Here is a 16,336-nt window from a genome sequence, read left to right as displayed (position 1 = left end):
GACGGGTACGGACGTGGCGTGGGCGGGGCAGGCGGTGGCCGGCTGCTCGACGAGGTCCGGACGCTGCTGAAGTGGGCGTCGGCCGAGATTTCCGACCCGACCCTGCGCGACCGGCTGGCCGAGGCGCGGCGCCGGATCGACGAGCCGCTGCGGGTGGCCATCGCCGGAAAGATCAAGGCGGGCAAGTCCACATTGCTCAATGCCCTCGTCGGTGAGGAGCTGGCCGCCACCGACGCGGGCGAGTGCACCCGCATCGTCACCTGGTACGCCGACGGCCCGACGTACGCGGTCACCGCACACCTGCGCGACGGCGCCGCCGAGCAGCGCCCGTTCCAGCGGGTCGCGGGGGCTGTGCAGATCTCGCTGGGCCGGCCCGCCGAGGAGGTCGACCACCTCGAGGTGCGGGTGCCCAGCGCCCGGCTGCGCCGGCACACCCTGATCGACACCCCCGGCATCGCCTCGCTCAGCACCGACGTCTCGCTGCGCACGATCGCGTTTCTCCAGTCCGAGGGGAGCGGTCCGCCCAGACCGACGCGGTGGTCTACCTGCTGCGCCACATGCACGGCAGTGACGTGCGGTTCCTCGAGTCCTTTCACGGCGACGGCCTGGCGCACGGCACCCCGGTGAACGCGGTCGGTGTGCTGTCGCGCGCCGACGAGATCGGCGGCTGCCGCCTGGACGCGATGGAGGCCGCCGCGCGGGTGGCCGCCCGGTACGCCACCGACGAGCGGCTGCGCCGGCTGTGCCCGGTGGTCGTACCGGTGGCCGGCCTGCTCGGCGCGGCCGGGGCGACGCTGCGCGAGGAGGAGTACCGGGTGCTCGCCCAGGTCGCCGCCGAGCCGCTGTCGGAGGTGGTGGAGCTGCTGCTCACCGCCGACCGCTTCGGCGCCTCCGAGCCGGCCCGCCGCCGTACCCTCGACCGGCTCGGCCTGTTCGGCGTACGGCTCTCCATCAGCCTGATCCGCGAGGGCAAGGTGGCCGACTCGGCCGACCTGGCCCGCGCGCTCGTCGACCACAGCGGCATCGAGCGGCTCCGCGAGGTGTTCGCCGCGCAGTTCGTCGGCCGCAGCGAGGTGCTCAAGGCCCGCTCGGCGCTGGCCGTGCTGGACGAGTGCCTGCCGCCGGACTCGCCGCTGGCCGCCGACGCCGAGCGGATCCGGGCCAGCGCACACGAGTTCGTCGAGCTGCGCCTGCTGCACCTGCTGCGCTCGGGTCGGCTGCCCGGCAACGACGAGCAACTGGCCGAGATGGACCTGCTGCTCGGCGGTGCGGGCGCCGCCGCGCACAGCCGCCTCGGCCTGCCCGCCGACGCGACCCCGGCCCGGATCGCCACGGCCGCGCGGGCGGCCCTCGCGCGGTGGCAGGTGATCGCCGAGCATCCCTTCTCGGCACGCGAGCTGCGCACTGCGGCGAGGGCGGCGGTACGCAGCTGCGAGGGCGTCCTGGCCACCGTCGCCGGCTAGGATTTCTTCCCCGGTCCGCGTCAGTCGCTGACCGTATGCTCCCGCGGGCACCGCGCAGGTCGGCGGCTCGCTGGCGCTCGCCGAGATCCCCGACCTACGCTGCCGGGTCCGCGATCCAAGCCCAACCCCACGCGTGGCGATCTAGCTGGTCATCGTTCGCCCGATACCTGCGCGACACGCCGCGGCGCCGGGGGTTCTGGGCGAACGATCGCGCGGACTCCGCGCCAGGACGGCGCCTTCGGGCCGGCGAGTCGCAGCGCGGGCACCCGAGCGGCCAGCACGACCGAAATGCCCGCCCTTCGCGGCGGCGAAAGCGGATCGTGGTACGGAACTGTTGTTATAGGCACAGCTAAATACCACGATCCGGTGAGCGGCTTGACCTGACCTTGCGGCCAACGGACAAACCGCCAGAAAGCGCCGCTCTGGCGGCTGGTGGACCGCGGCTCATCGCAGCCTTACCCTCCGCGTCCGATGTCCGACAACCCGCTGGCGGCCCGCCCGGCTCCGGCGCCGTTCGACGCGGAGCTGGTCCTTGATCAGGGCGGCCGCGCGGGCTGGCTATGCGTCCGTGGTGAGAAATTGCCCCGCCAAGGGCGATTTCTCGCCACGGACGGCAAGGCCGTTCGTCGATCAAGGGCGACTGTCGTCGCCGGGCCGTCCTTCGGCGGCGGACTTCGATCATGTCGTGGGGCTTGATCAAGCGATGGGCGTGTGGGCGTCAATCCAGCGGTCGTACGGGGCGGCGCGTGTCGGCGCCTGTCCAGAGTCGATTCGCGCGAGGCGCGAGGGCTGGGCGCATTGGCGCGCCCAGCTTGAGAGGCCCGCGTCGAGCGCGCCCCGGGTCCGCCGAGTCGGCCGTGTGTGGTTGTGTGACGACGGAGGGTGAGGCCGCGGGAGCGACGGTCTGGACCACCGCGGACATCGCGGTAGCTCAATTTTCCTGGTTTGTCTGCGTGGTCGTGGGTGTGCGGGTGGGCGCAGTCACGCGCCCAGGCTCTCTCGTCGCGCCGGCGCGGTCAGGAGGCCACCTGGCACTTGGGGGCGACGACCTTCCACTGTGTACAGAATGCCTGCGCGGCCTCGGCGCTGGGGAAGCCGTCCTGAAGCAGCACCCAGAAGCCGGTGCCCTGGTCGGCGAGCACATCCGACGCGAGGCTGTCGACAAGCCGTACCGGCATGCCGGCGCCGGCGAGGCGCGCCTGGGCCGCCTCCGCGGCAGCCCGGCCGCCGTCCTCGCCGCGGTGCGGGAAGACGTCGAGCAGGGCGTACGGGCGGCCGACGGTGACCACCTCCGGCGCGGACGTACCGGGCTCTGGCGCCGCGCGCCGGGCGCCGGGCAGCAGCGGGCGGATCCCGGACAGCGCTATGACCGCGGTGATGCCGAGGGCGAGGACGATCGCCACCGTGGCCGCGAGCCAGTTGGCCACCCACGGCTTGCGGGTGCCCCGGCCGGTGGCGTTCAGCAGTGGCGGGCGGTCGGGGTCGGCCGCGTCGGTGACCTTGACGACGACGAAGTACGGCTTGGGTGCGCCCATGACGGGTCTGCCCGGCTTTGCCTGGACCACCGTCGTCACCGAACCGCCCGGCTCGATCCGCACGTCGCTCGGCTCGACGGTGACGACGCCCGACGGCGGGTCGAGCTGGGCCGCGACGCGTACCGCCGCCTCGGTCGCCCCGTCGTTGGCCAGCCGCAGGTCGTACGTGTGCGCCTTGCCGTCGCGGGCGACAAGGTCCCCGACCACGGGTACCGGTGCCGCGACCGTCAGCAGCCCGCTCGCGAACCCGGCCGGCTCGCCCGTCGCGAGCTCGACGGCGTGCACGGTGAACGGCACGAGCGCGGGGCTCGGTGGCTGGTCGGCGGGGACCTCCAGGACCACCTCGGCGGCCGCCGTCCCGCCGGCGTCCACAGTGATGTCGGGCGGCTCCACGTACGCCCAGGCGGCGGCCCGGCCGCGGGCCACCGAGACCCGTACCGCCAGCGGGGTGGACGCGCGGTTGTGCACCTCAAGCGGGACCCGCGTCTCGACTCCGGGAGCCAGCGTGATCGGTGTCGAGCTGAGCTTGAACTCAAGGGTCACGGCAGGATCTCATCGGGCTGGACCGGTAGGGCGCCGGGGGGCGCACCCGCCGGGTTCGGCGCGGGTACCGGCGCCGTACCGGTGAAGACCGTTGTCGGATCGTCGCCCAACGGGGCCTGGCCGGGCTGCGCGCCGGGGAGAGGACGGTGCATCAGCGGATTGTCCACGATGCTCAGCGGGTTCGAGCCGGCGTGGTACTCCAGCCCGTCGCCGAAGCCGTCCGAGTCGCTGTCGCTCAGCGCGGGGTTGAGGCCGAGTACCCGTTCCAGGGCGTCGTCTACGCGGTCCCCGTCCGCGTCCGTGCGCATCGCGGGAAGGCCGCCGTCCAGGTTTCCGTCGGCGTCGGTGTCCGGCGACAGCGGGTTGAGCCCCTGCGCCAGCTCGAACGCGTCGTTGAGCTGGTCGCCGTCGCTGTCCGCCCGGCGCGCGTCGGTGCGGTGCACGACGAGCTCCTGCGCGTCGCTGAGGTTGTCGCCGTCGGTGTCGGAGCGCAGCGGGTCCAGCCCTCGGCGGCGTTCGAACGCGTCGCTGAGCCCGTCGCGGTCGGTGTCCGGCCCGCCCAGCTCGGGCGGCGGGGGTGGGGCCGCGACCGGCGTGACCGGCGGCTCCGGCGCGGGAGCCGGGTCCGGGGCCGGTAGTGGCTCCGGGGCGGCGCGCGGCTTCACGCTGCCGTCGGAGATGCCGGGGATGACCGCCGCGTACTCGAACCTGTCTCCGGCGTTGGCCTCGCGGACGCCCGCCTTGCGGTTTGCCGCCTCGACCACCTTGCCGTCGCCCAGGCTGATCGCCACGTGCGCCCCTGGGGTGCGGCCGTCGCCCGGCCGGGGCTCGCGGTCGAAGGAGAACAGCAGCGCCCCGGGCGTGTCCTTGGCCTTGTCGACCGGGATCAGCAAACCTCGTTCTTTCAGGTACAGGTATTGCGCGGTGGCGCCGTCCGGCAGTTTTCCGCCGGCCTGATGCGCCGCCCATTGGGTGAATTCGGAACAATCGAAAACATCCGGATCGTCGTCGTCGAGCTTTACCTCGGCACCGAACACATACGGGTCACCCACTTGCGCTTCGGCAACCCGCAGGAATGTCTCCAACGCGGCATTTTTATCGTCGCCACCGCCGCCACCGGCCCCATCGGGCGGGGGTCAGCTCCGCCACCACCCGGTGCGGCGGCCGGGACCCGATGGCCGTACCCCGGGGTGCCGGTCCAGACGCCGCGCCCGCCGCCGTCGCCGTACGCGATCGCCGCGTTCTGCGCGTCCTGGCGGTACCGCAGGTACCGCGCACCGTTGCCGCCGTGGGTGACCGTCCACGGTGATATGTCCTCGCCCTGGCGCGACACCGCGTACGCCGCCTTCGCGTTCTGCAGCGGGTCGTAGAGGTCGTACTTGTCCACAAGGTCGGGATGCGCCCGACCGTTGATCTGCCACAGTCCACGCGAGTCTTCGCCGTGCGGGTTGTGGGCGCGGCTGTTGCCGTTGGACTCGGCCAGGGCGATGGCGGTCATGGTCGCCGCCTCGTCCGGGCTGAACCCCGCGCGCCGGGCGAAGCCGTAGATCTGTTCGGCAGAGAACCTCGGCATGGTTACGAGCCTAGGACGCCTGGTCCACCCTGCATAGAAATCATCATGCTGCCCTAATGGGCAGCGGAAAGGGCAGGTGAGTTGGATCTACGACAGAAGCGGACAGGCTATTGTTTTGATCGACTCGGCGTGCGCATCATGTGCTGTGGCCACTGCCGCTGGCCTCGCCTTGCAGGGGGACTCCATGATTTCTCCAGGGCCGCCGACAGTCTGGATAGACGACAGCCATGCCATCGTGCGCCGGGGCATGGCCGCGTGCCTCCAGCAGGCTGACTTCGTGGTTCGTGGCGAGAGCGCCACGCTGGCGCCGGAGCCGGTGTTGGCCGGCCTCGACATCCTCCTGTTCGAGTACGCGGGGCCCACCCTGCGCCGGGCGGTCCGGCTCGCGGAAGGCAACAACACCCGGCTTGTTGCCACCGTGCGCGACGTCGACGAGCAGGCGGTCCGGGAGATCGTCGACGCCGGCGTCGGTGCCGTGCTGCCACACTCCACATTGACCCCTGACACGCTGATCGCCACCCTGCGTGCCGTCGTCGCCGGCGCCGTCGCCCTGCCGGGTGACATGCTCACCCGCCTGCTGCTGCACGTCACCCAGAGCTCGCACCTGGGCCCCACCCGGCTCAACCCGCGCGAGCGGTCCGTGCTGCGGCTGCTCGCCGACGGGATGGACACCCGCGGCATCGCCGAAGACCTGCGCTTCTCCGAGCGCACGGTCAAGAACGTCGTGCACGACGTGCTCACCAAGCTGAACTGCCGGACCCGCGCGCAGGCGGTCGCGGTGGCCACGCGCGAGGGCGTGATCTGACCCGGTGGCCGCGCTGGCGGAGCCCTGGGCCACCCTGGCAGACACCCTGCTGCAACGCGAGGCGCTGATCTGCCGGCTCGGCGAGGGCCGCCCGCCGCGCGACTTCGCCGGGCTCTTCGTCGGCGACGAAGAGGTCGACCGCGTGCTGGCGTCCCTGCCCGGCCTGGACGGACCTGTCGCGGAGCGGGTCGCCACGGTGCGCCAGACCCTCGCGCCGCAGGTGCGCAAGGCACGCCGCGAGTTCGCCGCCCGGCTGCGGCTCCGGTCGCCGTTCGCCGACGTGGCCCGCGCGGCCCAGCTCGGGCCCGGCGAGGCCGAGGTGCTCGCGCTGCTCGTCGCCGTCGAGATGTCGCCCGCCCGCCAGCGGCTCGTCTGCTACGTCCAGGACTCGGTGCAGCTGCCTCGGCTGACGCTGGCCACCCTGGCCCGGATCTTCGCCGAGCCGGACGGGCACGTCGCCGAGCGCGCACTCGCGCCCGGCGGCGGCCTTCGCCGGGCCGGGCTGGCCCGGCCCGGCGGGGAGGGGCCTTGGGCCAACCTCTACGGCGAGCCCGCCGCCCGCTTGATCTGGCACCTGCGCGGTGATCCATCGCCGGACGAGGCACTTCCACCGGGTACCACGATCGCCGCCGTCGCCGACTCAGCGGCCGGGGCGGGCGGCCTGTTGCTTGTGCACGGCGGTGACCGGGACAGCCGGTTGCGGGCGGTGTCGGAGCACCGGCCGGGTGCGGGCATGCTGGTCAGCCGGCCGCCGGAGACCTCCGCCGCGTGGGAGGCCGTCGTACGCGAGGCCACGATCGGCAACCTTGTCGCGGTCCTCGAGCTGGCGGCTCCGCTGAGCGCGGCTGGGCGGGACATCGTCGCGCGCGCCGGGCACCTCGACTGGGTGCTGTCGTCGGCGGGGGAGCAGCCGCTGGAGGCGGTGCCGGACCTGCCGTGGCGGGAGATCCGGGTGACCGACGGCGAGGCCGACGCCGACGACTGGCAGCGGGCGTTGGGCCGGGCACCCGACCCCGCGTACCGGCTCAGCCGCGAGCAGCTGCGCCTCGTCGCCGCCGCGGCCACCGCCGACGGTGGGCAGGTCGCCCCCGCGGTCCGCCGCCTGGCCGGAGGCCACCTCGACGGGGTCGCCGTGCGCGTCCGGCCACGGCGCGGCTGGGACGACCTGATCCTGCCCGCCGAGGAGGCCGCGCAGCTGCGGGAGCTGGCCGCCCGGCACCGCGGCCGCGAGACGGTGTACGGCCAGTGGCAGTTCAGCCCGCTGCCGTCGGCCGGCGTGGTCGCGCTCTTCGCCGGGCCGTCGGGTACCGGCAAGACGCTCGCCGCCGAGGTGGTCGCCGGCGACCTCGGCCTCGATCTGTACAAAGTGGACCTGTCCGCGGTGGTCAGCAAGTACATCGGCGAGACCGAGAAAAACCTCGAACGCATCTTCGGCGCGGCCGCCGCCGGCGATCTGGTGCTGTTCTTCGACGAGGCGGACGCGCTGTTCGGGAAGCGGTCCGAGGTCAGCGACGCGCACGACAGGTACGCCAACATCGAGGTCGCCTACCTGTTGCAGCGGCTGGAGACGTACGAAGGGCTCGTGGTGCTCGCCACCAACCTCCAGCGGAACATCGATCCGGCGTTCCTGCGGCGCATCTCGGTGGCCGTCGACTTCACCGCGCCGGAGGAGAACGAGCGGCGCGCCATCTGGGCCCGCGCCTTCCCGCCCAGCGCACCGGCGTCCGATCTGGACCTGGACTTCCTGGCCCGCCAGTTCAAGATCACCGGCGGTGTGATCAGCAACGCGGCGCTCGGCGCGGCGTTCCTCGCCGCCGCCGAGGACAGCCCGATCACCATGCGCCATGCTGTGCTGTCGGTGAAGCGCGAGTTCCAGAAGCTGGGGCGGCTGCGCACCGAGAAGGAGTTCGACCGCTACTTCGACCTGGTGAATCGAGACACCAATGCTGCACCTGCTCGATGAGACGCTCGAAGCGTTCCTGCGCGAGGTCGTACCGCTGCCGGCCCGCGACGTCGACATCGCCTTCGAGGCCCCGGACGGCGAGTGGGCGGCGTCGCTCTCCTCACGGCCCACGGTCGACCTCTACCTCTGGGACATCCGGCCCAACCTGAGCGAGCGCGACTACGGCGAGGTGATCGTCGAGGAGGCGGACGGCCGGCGGTTCCGGCGCGACCCGCTGCCCCGCGTCGACTGCCGGTACCTGGTGACGGCCTGGACCAGCGAGGCGCGCGACGAGCATTCGCTGCTCGGTGACCTGCTGGCCGCGCTGCTGCTGCACCCGGTGATCGAGGCCCAGTACCTCCAGGGTGTGTTCGCCTCGGTGCGGCCGCTGCCCAGCCTGCACCTGCGCGGCGGCGACGGCAGTGAGAACTCGGACTTCTGGTCGGCGCTGGGCGGCCAGCTGAAGCCCGGCCTGGACCTCGTCGTCACGGTCACCGTGGACGCGGCGCTGCGCGCGACGGCCGGCCCGCCGACCGAAAAGCTCACCGTCCGCGCCACCCCCGGCGTCGGCGCGTGAACCGGCTCGCGGTCGCCGCGGCGGTGCTTGTGGTGGCTGGTACGGCGGCCTGCGGGCCCATCCGCGGCGATGAGACTCCGGTCGACGCCGGCACCGCGCCCGCCCCGCCGTATCCCACCGATCCGATCCTGATCCGGGTGGACACCGGCGCCGACAACCCGCCGGAACGCCGCAGCAGCGTCTTCGTGCTCACCCCGGGCAGCGACGCGCGCCGGCAGATCACGGACAGTGGAAGCGACGCCAGTCCAAAGTGGTCACACGACCGCAAGCGCATCGTGTTCAACCGCAACGAGAACGACGTGAACAACACGTACACCGTCAACGCCGACGGCAGCGGCCTCACCAAGATCATCGAGAACGTGTCCGGCGGCCGGGTGACGTGGTCGATGGACGACAAGAGGCTGGCCTTCACCCGGTCGGTGGCCGGGGTCAACCAGATCTTCGTGGTGGAGCCGGGCGGGTCGGCGCCGACCCAGCTCACCCGTTCCACCGACGAGAAGGACGACCCGACCTGGATGGCCGACGGCCGGCACATCACCTACTGGGTCAAGCGGGACGGGACGCGGCAGATCTACGCGCTCGACGTCGCCAAGCCCAGCGAGCCGGGGCGCCTGATCGCCGGGCCACAGGCCGGGCCGGTGAACGATCCGGCGCCGTCCCCGGACGGAAAGTTCGTGCTGTACACCCGGGAGACCGGCCCCGGCACCTCGGACATCTGGATCATCGGGGCGGACGGCTCCAACCCGCACCGGCTCACCAGCGATCCGCAGCGCGACATGGACCCGGCCTGGTCACCGGATGGCAAATGGTTCGCCTTCGTCCGGGGCGAGCTGCACCGCCCAACGATCATGGTCGCGCGGGTCGACGGCTCCGGCGAGACGCTTCTCACCGCTTCGGGCGCCCGCGAAGGCCACCCCAACTGGTACTGACCCGGCTGTTACTCCGCCGGCGGGGTGTAAGCCTCCACATTGGTCATGCCCTGCACCGTTTCGCTGTAGCCGCCGACGATGTAGACGGTACGGCCGATCTTGGCCACGCCCAGCCCGGCGCGGGGCGGGTCCAGCTTCGGCAGCTTCGCCGCGCCGCCCGGCTGGTCGCACCACCAGGACTGGAAGACGTTGCCCGGCGACTTGCCACCGACAAGGCACATGCCGGAGCCGTCGACGAAGACCCCCGCGCCGCTGTCGGTCGGCGGGTCGATGCGCGCCTGCTGACCCTGCGGTACGAGTGCGGGCGTGTTGTTCGAGACCATGTCGATGTTGCCGTACGTCACGTCGCTGTCGATCCGGCGGCCGCCCAGGAACCAGACCGTGTCCACCCCGTTCGACGCGGACGCGAGCTTCTGCCGGGGTACGGAGAGTTTCCCGATCTCCGTCCAGGCGCCGTCACGGAGGGAGAAGATCGAGTCCGACGCCACCCCGCCGGGCCGGCTCCCGCCCGCGAAGATGATGCCCGCACCGTCGTACGCGGCGGCGCCGTCGACCCGGTTTTCCGGCAGGTCGATGTACTGCTCCCATTTGCTTCCGTCGCTGCTCAGCTTCAGCACCTGCTTCGAGCCGCCCGCCTGGATCCAGCCCGCCAGGAAGTACAGGCCGCCGTCCGTCGCCACGAGCGAGGCGTGGCTGATGGGTCGCGGCAGCTTCGGTCCCTCGGTCCACTTGTCGCTAGCCGGGTCGTACACGAACGTCTTGTCCAGCTTGGTGTCGCCGTTGTTGGTCAGCCCGCCGGCCACCCAGATCTTCCTGTCGTACGCGGCCACCGCGGCGCTGTCGACCCGCACGGGCAGGTCGGCCAGCCGCGTCCAGGTGGGCGCGGGCCCCTCGGTGGCCTGGTTTCCGCCGCTGTCCGCGTTGTTGATCAGCACCCACGCGACGGTGACGACGAGGAGCACCGCGACGGCGGAGGCGACGACAGCGAGCGTCCCGCGGGTGCGGCGCCGCTTCGCCGCCGCGTCACCAATCGGTGGTATCGGCGGCGGACCCCCGGGCGTGGTCCGCCCGCCCGGGACGAACGGCGGTGGTGGCAGCGGCGGGCCGCCGGGAGCCTGCACCGGCACGCCCGGCGCGGTACCGCGCGGCGGCGCGGCGCCCATCGGTGCGGGCGGCGCCACCTTCGCGGTGCTGGCCGCGGCCGGTGCGGTCTCGACCTTCACGACCGGCGCCATCGCCGGGGCCTGGTTCATGGGCGCGCGGGCTGGCGTGGTCGGCCCGGGGACCATCGGCACCGGCGGCGGCGGTACGCGCGGCGTCGGCGGTGCCGGCAGGGGCGTTGCCGGTACGTGCGTGGCCGGCACGGGTACTACCGGCGGGGGTGCCGTCGGTGCGGGCGTCGCCCCCATTTGCACGGTCGGCATGCTCGCTGTCGTCATGTGCGTCGCCGGCGCGGGCATGGGCGTTGGCGGTGCGGGCGTTGGCGGCGCGTGTGGCGGTGTGTGCGTTGCCGGTGCGGGCATTGCGCCCATGGGCGTTGCCGGTGGAGGCGTTGGCGGCGCGGCGACCGGCATCCGTGCGGTGGTGGCGCGGCGCGGGGAGGACGCGAGCCCGGCCGACAGCGCGGCACCGAGCGCCACGTTGTGCGCCGGGTCGCCGTCGAGCGCCAAGGGCTTCTCGAACTGCGTGGACAGCAGCTCGCTGACCAGCGGGATCCGCGACGACCCGCCGGCCAGGAGGATCGAGCGCAGGTCGGTGGCGGAGACCCCGGCGGAGCGCAGCGCCCGCCGCAACGCCTGGGTCGTCTCGGCCAGCACCGGCCCGATCATCGCCTCGAACTCCGAGCGGTTGAGGCGTACCCGGGTGTGCAGCGCGGGGAGCGCCACCGGGATGAGTACCTCGGTGTCCTCGGAAAGGTCCTCTTTGGCCGTCACGCAGTCGCGGCGCAGCTTCGTGAGCGCCTCGCGCACGGCCGGCTGCTCCGGGTCGAGCCCGTCGACGCGCTCGCCGAGCACCTCCATGACGTGGTTGAGCACGGCCTCGTCGAAGTCGACGCCGCCTAGCTGCTCGATGCCGGCCGGCTCGCCCAGGAGCTCGAAGCCCGTCTCGGTCTTGCGCAGCACCGCCGCGTCGAACGTGCCGCCACCCAGGTCGTACACCGCGACGATCTCACCGGGCTTGACCCGCTCCTGCGCGGCGTACTGCACCGCCGCCGCCTCCGGCTCGGGCCGCAGCTGGACGTCCGGCACGTCGGCCATCTGCACGGCCTGCATGAGCAGCTCGCGCTTGTACGGTCCCCAGTTGGCCGGGTGGGTTACGCAGACGACCGACGGCGGTCCCTCGTTCTGCCGCAGGACGGTCTGGTAGACGTGCTCCAGGACCCGGGCCATGAGGGCGTGCGCCGAGTACGGCGACCCGCCGACCAGCACGGGCACGGGGTCACCGAGGCGCCGCTTGAACTCCCGCGCCAGCCGGACCGGCTCGTCCGCGCCACGCCGCTCCGCGGCGTCCCCGACGAGCACGACCCCGTCCTCGCGCACGAACACCAGCGACGGGATCTCCGCCCGGCGACTGCCGAGCCGCACGATCTGAGCCCGGCCGTCCAGCCGCACGGCCGCCGCCGTGTACGTCGTGCCGAGATCCACGCCGAGCGCGTAGTCCACCAAACCTCCACCCAGTACAGAGTCACCCACATTGCATTGAAGAGGAACCCCGACCGTGCCGGAACGGCCGAACGGGCCGGCTCGTACGAGATTAAGACCGTCGGCCCTCCGCGATTGCCGCGTCCAGGATCGTCGTCGCGTCTTCGACCTCCTGCTGCGCGGCGCTTCGGATGTCGGCCAGCGGCGGAAGCGGCGCGGCCTCGGCCCGCCGCGAGCCGTGCGTGTCCGGGCCGATCTGCTCCGCGTGCTCTTCTTGGACGACGGTCCAGGTCAGGTCCTCGTACCACGACTGTTCGCGCCTGAGAGCCCGGAGTACCCACCTGCGCAGCACTTGCTCGACCGCCTCCTCGCCAGCGTCCGGACGATTCCAGTAGCGCTCGCCCATAGCTTCGAAGTCGTTCGCCAGTTGACTACGCCGCGAGCGCTCGCGGGAGTCTTTCTTCACTGCCGCGTCCCGATAGATCATGATCGTGGTCAAGCCCCGATCCTCGCTGTTGAGGTCCGAGCGGTCGACCACGTGGCTGTGCGTTCCGATCACGTCCCAAAGCCCGCGGATGATGTCGAACGGCAGGACGTGTTCCGATTGCAGGGACCACAGCGGTACGTTGGTGTTGATCAAGCCCGACTGCTTGGAGCCGTGCCGCTGGACCTGGCCGAGTCCCGGGGCGCTGCCTCCAGGGTTGCCCGTCGGGTTGTTCGCGGCGATCCATCTGGCGACGGCCTCGGCCTCCCGGCGCTGGGCCGCGACGGACGTGGCCGCGTTGTACCTGCCCACCAGCGCCTGCAGCGCCGGATCGGCAATCGAGTTGACCAGCGTCGGCTCGGAGTGCAGGACCAGGGCACCGCCCGGGCCGTCGTTCATCAGATGGTGCGTCACGCCGCCGAGCGGGACAGGCTCGTTGATCGCATCAGGGTTGTTGGCCGCCGCGGCCGGGTCTGCCTGGGCCGGGCCGCCCATGCCGAGGGCGTTCAGGGCCGCCCGTCCCAGCCGCATGGCTTGTTCGAACAGCCAGTCCAGGGCCCCGTCGACCAGCTCCCGCAGCTGCCCGATCAGCTCGACCAGCTTTTCCGGCACGTTGCCCAGCCCGGCCTGGTTCGCCAGGAAGCCGATCGCGACCGGGACCGCGTTGGCCAGGCCGCGTTCGACCTTCTGGGCGCCGGCCGTGATGTTGCCGGCCGCGACCGCCGCCAGCGTGGTGACATAGTCGTTGACGATCGCGAGGATCTCGCGGACGTACTCGATCACCGACTGCACCGCGTTGAAGAACGCGATGGCGCTGTTGACGACGGCCATGATGCCGGTCGGGTCCAGCATGGACAGCAGCTTGGCCGTGGCCCGCTCGATGATCGTGGTGACGATCCAGTCCTTGGCCATGTTCAGCAGCGTGTCCCAGAGGTTGCCGAGCTGGCTCTCGATGTGCTTCCAGATCGCGGCGACGCCGTTCTCCTGGACGTCCTTGATGAAGTCGAACGCCTCGCCCGCCATCGCGATCCCGGAGCGGATCTTCTGCACCACGTCCTGGCCGATGTGCTTGCCCAGCTTCTCCCACAGCTTGTCGGCGGTGATGTCGAGGACCTGAAGGACAAGTTCGAGGATCGACTTGAACGAGAGATCCGGCGGCTTCTGGATGCCCATGGCGCCGAGCCCGCGGAAGAGCCAGTCGGCGAGGCCGCTCAGCAGGTAGTCGAGCACCTTGTCGAGGAAGGCGACGAAGCCAGCCTTCAGCGCCTCGATCATGTTGAGCAGGAAGGCGACGGGGTCGCGCTTGATGTCCTCGATGGCGGCCATCGCGTTGCTGATGATGCTGCCCAGGAGGTCCGACGGGAAGTTCATCAGCTTGAGGATCAGCGTGATGACGACCTTGACGACCTCGACGACGAACGCGACGATCCGGCCCAGCGGCTCGCCGAACTTGTCCAGCACCCGCATGAACGCGGCGACCGGGTTCACCAGGTCTTCGAGGCTCAGGGAGTTCCAGATCGACAGGAACGTCCCGGTGATCATGTCGAGCGAGATGCCGAGGCGCCCCATGGCGCCCTCGATCTGCGCGCCCGCGTCCGCGATCACGCCCGCCTCGGCCAGCTTCCGGTAGGTCTCCTCGCCGCCCGGCAGCAGCGCGATGAACCCGCCGATCAGGTTTTCCGCGCTCCGCGCCACGGCCTGGCCGGTGAACGGGTCCTGCCCGAGGATCACCGTCAACAGCCGGAACCCGCGCATCTCGGCCGCCTCGCGGGACAGCCAGTCGAGCAGCGCGTCCTTGATCAGCTTCAGTACGGTGGCGGCGACCTCGCCGGCGAACGCGCCGACCCGCTGTACGAGTCCGATCGCGTCGCGGGCGAGCTTGCTGAGGTTGTCGGCGAGGTTCGCGATGTTTTCCGGCTGGATCGCGTCCCAGCCCGCCTCGAAGAGCGCGAGCAGCTCCGCGATCAGCGACATGAACCGGCTGACCTGTACGTCGAGCCAGTCCGCGGTCTTCTGGAGCGTGCCGCGCTCCTGCATCTGCGCCAGCGCCTGCTGCTTGCCGATCAGGGTGAGGAAGTCGGCCAGGATCTCGACGGTGGGAGCGGTGACCGGCGTACCGCGCAGCGGGTCGTGGTGCAGGACCTTCTTCGTCAGCTCCCACACCGGCGAGCCGACCAGGTAGGTCTCCGCCAGCCCGACCGCCGCGTCCCGGATGAGCTGCACGATCTGGTCGAGGATGCCGCGTACGAAGGCGAGCGCGTCGTTGCGGAGGCCGTCGACGTGGCGGGTGATCACCGCGACGTTGCCGTCGATACCGTTGTCGATGGACAGCTCGTTCCAGGCCTGGTCGATCTCCCGCTGGATCCGGTCCAGCGTCAGGTTGTTCGCGGTCAGGCCCGAGTCGATCATCCGGAACGCGTCCTGGAGGATGCCGAGCTCCAGCAGCTTGTTCGCCACGACGCTGCCGAACGGCACCAGCCCCATGACACCGCGGACGAGGTTTTCCGGGCTGCGGTCCACCGTGCGGTTGGCGATCGGGTCGTAGCCGGCGACGACGGTCAGCATGTCGTACCCGGGCACCGAACGGGCGAGGTCGCGGACGCCGTCCATGATGAAGTCCGGCAGGATGCTGTCCGAGCTGCGCTGGAGCCGGTACACGCCGACCGTCTGCTGCTGCACGACGTGGGTGGCCTCGTGCGCCATCAGCGGCAGGTCGGTGGCCGACTCGCCGCTGCCGAGGAAGATGTGGCCGCCGGAGGTGAACGCCCGGGCGCCGAGCTGCGCCGCCGCGAGCTGGGCCGCCGTGTTCGAGTGCACCTGCACGTCGCCGAGGGCGAAGCCGAGATGCGGTTCTATCTGGGCGCGTACGTCGGGCGGGATCGGGGTGCCCGGCCCGGGATTCGCGAGCAGCGCCTCCAGCCCGGGAGGTCCCGGGTCGCCCGCCGCGGCCGAGGGCGCCGCCAGCCGCGAGATCGTGGGCGCCGGTCCGGCCACCGGCTCGCCGAGCGTGACCTGGGCGGCGACCGCGTCGGCCTGCCTCTCGAACCGGTCGCCCGGCTGGCTCACGCTGAGCTTCGGCTGGACCGTGGCGCGGTGCAGGTGGTGCATGGCCCGGTTGCCGCCGGCGGACAGCACCCCGAGCGGGGCGGCCCGCGGCGCCCGGCCGGACACGAGCCGCTGGATCGCCGCGTTGCTCCCGGCGAAGGCGGTGGTCGGCGGTGCGGGGGCAGCGGTCGGTGGTGCGGGCTCGGCTTGTGTACGGGCGAGCGGCGCGACGGCACGCACCGGCTCGGACGCTGGCCCGTCGGTCAGCGGCTCCCGTACGGATGACTTCACTTGGCGAACCCTCCCGATGTCCACCATCGACCGCGGGACGCCGTACGGGCAAGTGTCCGAAGTGGCTGTGCACCTTCGGCTGCACCGCCGCTCCTTATGTCCACCAGGGAGTACGAGGCACGCTCAGCGCCGGGGCGGCGAACGCTCCGGGGAGGTGTGGCGATGACCCGGGTCCTGATGGGGGACTTCAGCGCCTTGCACCGCCTCGGACTGGAGGACATCCTGCGAGTGGACGGGATCGAGCTGATGGACACCGCGGGTACTGATGTGCTCGCGCGGCTGCTCGAGGCGCTGCCCGACGTCATCGTGCTGGACCTGGACAAGAGCAGCACCGACGCGCTCGTGCACGAGATCGTGCACCGGTTCCCGGCCGTCAAGGTGGTCGCCTGCTCGGCCACCCACCCGAGGATGCGCGTCTTTCCGCCGTTGCACTACGGCGAGTTCTACGAATCCGATCTTGACCCCGCGCTGCTGACCAGCGCGGTGCAGGCTTGACAACGAAGGGGT

Annotated in this window: 12 protein-coding genes; 7 read left to right on the top strand and 5 right to left on the bottom strand. The window is 71.7% G+C overall.

Annotation, left to right across the window (positions count from 1 at the left end; all coding sequences use genetic code 11):
- Window positions 1–18: 18 nt before the first annotated feature.
- Window positions 19–627, top strand: coding sequence for a dynamin family protein (locus tag Pflav_RS13395; protein WP_173036472.1), 609 nt, complete (start codon window positions 19–21; stop codon window positions 625–627).
- A complete protein-coding gene (locus tag Pflav_RS13390) occupies window positions 537–1,463 on the top strand; it encodes a hypothetical protein (RefSeq protein ID WP_173032627.1) in 927 nt (308 codons plus the stop codon). The genes Pflav_RS13395 and Pflav_RS13390 overlap by 91 nt, the downstream gene beginning before the upstream one ends.
- Before the next feature lie 1,016 nt (window positions 1,464–2,479).
- Here Pflav_RS13390 and Pflav_RS13385 read toward each other — a convergent pair.
- The 3 genes from Pflav_RS13385 to Pflav_RS13375 are packed head-to-tail and all read right to left on the bottom strand — an operon-like array spanning window position 2,480 to window position 5,114.
- Window positions 2,480–3,541 carry a COG1470 family protein gene (locus tag Pflav_RS13385; protein WP_173036471.1) on the bottom strand — a complete coding sequence of 354 codons (1,062 nt, stop codon included), beginning with the start codon at window positions 3,539–3,541 and terminating at the stop codon, window positions 2,480–2,482.
- Complete coding sequence (locus tag Pflav_RS13380; RefSeq protein ID WP_173036470.1) at window positions 3,538–4,593, bottom strand: NlpC/P60 family protein; 1,056 nt, start codon at window positions 4,591–4,593, stop codon at window positions 3,538–3,540. Before Pflav_RS13380 ends, Pflav_RS13385 begins: the two co-directional genes overlap by 4 nt.
- Window positions 4,560–5,114 carry a transglycosylase SLT domain-containing protein gene (locus tag Pflav_RS13375; protein WP_173036469.1) on the bottom strand — a complete coding sequence of 185 codons (555 nt, stop codon included), beginning with the start codon at window positions 5,112–5,114 and terminating at the stop codon, window positions 4,560–4,562. Before Pflav_RS13375 ends, Pflav_RS13380 begins: the two co-directional genes overlap by 34 nt.
- A gap of 235 nt (window positions 5,115–5,349) precedes the next feature.
- Between Pflav_RS13375 and Pflav_RS13370 the strand changes: the two genes are divergently transcribed.
- Genes Pflav_RS13370 through Pflav_RS13355 form a run of 4 tightly spaced genes read left to right on the top strand, consistent with a single transcriptional unit; the run spans window position 5,350 to window position 9,367 of the window.
- Window positions 5,350–5,919: a response regulator transcription factor gene (locus Pflav_RS13370; protein WP_173036468.1), complete on the top strand. Its 570-nt coding sequence runs from the start codon at window positions 5,350–5,352 to the stop codon at window positions 5,917–5,919.
- Between the two features lie 4 nt (window positions 5,920–5,923).
- Window positions 5,924–7,882, top strand: coding sequence for an ATP-binding protein (locus Pflav_RS13365; protein WP_232071341.1), 1,959 nt, complete (start codon window positions 5,924–5,926; stop codon window positions 7,880–7,882).
- Window positions 7,863–8,438, top strand: a complete 576-nt coding sequence (locus Pflav_RS13360; protein WP_173036467.1) for a Pvc16 family protein — start codon at window positions 7,863–7,865, stop codon at window positions 8,436–8,438. The genes Pflav_RS13365 and Pflav_RS13360 overlap by 20 nt, the downstream gene beginning before the upstream one ends.
- Window positions 8,435–9,367 carry a TolB family protein gene (locus Pflav_RS13355; RefSeq protein WP_173036466.1) on the top strand — a complete coding sequence of 311 codons (933 nt, stop codon included), beginning with the start codon at window positions 8,435–8,437 and terminating at the stop codon, window positions 9,365–9,367. The genes Pflav_RS13360 and Pflav_RS13355 overlap by 4 nt, the downstream gene beginning before the upstream one ends.
- An 8-nt stretch (window positions 9,368–9,375) precedes the next feature.
- On the opposite strand, the gene Pflav_RS13350 is transcribed toward Pflav_RS13355, so the two are convergent.
- A complete protein-coding gene (locus tag Pflav_RS13350; protein ID WP_173036465.1) occupies window positions 9,376–12,030 on the bottom strand; it encodes an Hsp70 family protein in 2,655 nt (884 codons plus the stop codon).
- Between the two features lie 91 nt (window positions 12,031–12,121).
- Window positions 12,122–15,829, bottom strand: a complete 3,708-nt coding sequence (locus Pflav_RS13345; protein WP_173036464.1) for an eCIS core domain-containing protein — start codon at window positions 15,827–15,829, stop codon at window positions 12,122–12,124.
- Window positions 15,830–15,991: 162 nt separating this feature from the next.
- Here Pflav_RS13345 and Pflav_RS13340 point away from each other — a divergent pair, with 162 nt between their 5' ends.
- A complete protein-coding gene (locus Pflav_RS13340) occupies window positions 15,992–16,324 on the top strand; it encodes a response regulator (protein ID WP_173036463.1) in 333 nt (110 codons plus the stop codon).
- Window positions 16,325–16,336: the final 12 nt, after the last annotated feature.

Source organism: Phytohabitans flavus (genome assembly GCF_011764545.1).
GTDB lineage: Bacteria > Actinomycetota > Actinomycetes > Mycobacteriales > Micromonosporaceae > Phytohabitans > Phytohabitans flavus.
Note: the sequence above shows the minus strand (reverse complement) of the source record. Positions and strands in the feature narration are given on the sequence as shown.